This window comes from Streptomyces sp. MB09-01 (genome assembly GCF_033794505.1).
GTDB lineage: Bacteria > Actinomycetota > Actinomycetes > Streptomycetales > Streptomycetaceae > Streptomyces.
On record NZ_JARAYQ010000554.1, the window covers coordinates 1 to 1,331 of the forward strand.

The window sequence follows — 1,331 nt, forward strand, 5'->3', positions numbered from 1 at the left end:
GTGCCGGTGGAGGTGGTGCCGGTGGAGGTGAAGGAGGTGGAGACGGCGTCGGCGGGGGTGAGGCCCAGGGCTTCGCGGGCCCGTTCCGGGTCGCCGTGGAGCACGACCAGTTCGGTGCCGGACAGGGCGAGGGCCTGCTCGAACACGTCCAGGCCCGCCGTGGTCGGCAGCGGGGCCTGGCCCTGCCGGGCGAACAGGGCTTCGGCGGCGGCGTCCGTGCGCATGCCCCCCTCGGCCCACAGCGGCCAGGCGAAGGAGAGCAGTCCGCGGTCGCGGGCGTAGGCGTCCAGGAAAGCGTTCGCGGCCGCGTAGTCGCTCTGCCCCGCGTTGCCCGCGACACCGGTCACCGAGGAGAAGAGGGCGAAGAAGTCGAGGTCCAGGTGGCGGGTCGCCTCGTCCAGCAGCACGGCCCCGCGCACCTTGGGGGCGAGGACCGCCGCGAGGTCCGTGGCGGGCTTGGTGGTGAACAGGCCGTCGCGCAGGACGCCGGCCGCGTGAACGACGCCGTCCAGCCGGCCGTGCCGTTCGAGGATGCCGCCGATCAGTGTGTCGACCTCGGCGGGCACGGTGATGTCGGCGCGGACGTAGGGGCCCTGCGGTCCCGGGCGCGGCGTGCGCCCCACGAGCACGGCCGTGGCCCCGCGCGCGGTCATCCGGGCGGCGAGTTCCCGGCCGATGCCGCCCGCGCCGCCGGTGATCAGGTAGACGCCGCCGGGCCGGAGGGGGACCGCGGGGCCGGGGTCGGCGTCGCGGTAGCGGCGGACCTGGCGACCGCCGGGAGTGTGCCGTACCCAGGACTCCCCGTGGTCCGCGAACTCCGCGAGCAGGGCGTCCGGATCGGCGGGGCCCTCGCACTCGACGGCCGTGATCGCGAGGCGCGGCTGCTCCAGGCGTACCGTGCGGGCCAGTCCGGCCACGGCGGCGGCGACTTGGGCCGGGCCCACGTGCACGACGGGGACCGGGCGGTCTGCGAGGACCTGGGCGAGGACGAGCACCTCGCCGCAGGCGGACGTCACGGCCTCGGGCAGGTCGGCGGCGTCCCGGTCCGCGACGTGCAGGACCGCTCCCGGGACCGTGCCGAGACCGGCGAGCTCGGCGAGGAGCAGCCTCAGGTCCCCGGTCTCGGCGGGGCGCAGCTCGTAGGTGCGGGGGGCGACCCGGCGGAAGGCGGGACCGCGCCGGACGGTGATCTGGTCGGTCCGCACCTGCTGGTCGCCGATGACCAGCAGGGGTGCGGCGGCCGGTGCGAGGGGGCGCGGCGCCGCCTGCCACAGGCCGGTCAGGCAGTGGGTCCGGGCGGGGGCGTCCGCCGCCGGGGCGGCGGACGCCCC

The 1,331-nt window shown here is 77.3% G+C and carries 1 protein-coding gene; it reads right to left on the reverse strand.

Annotated elements, in window-relative coordinates; all coding sequences use genetic code 11:
• A partial coding sequence (locus PV721_RS43405) for an SDR family NAD(P)-dependent oxidoreductase (RefSeq protein ID WP_319734390.1) occupies positions 1-1,331 on the reverse strand: 1,331 nt, incomplete at both ends.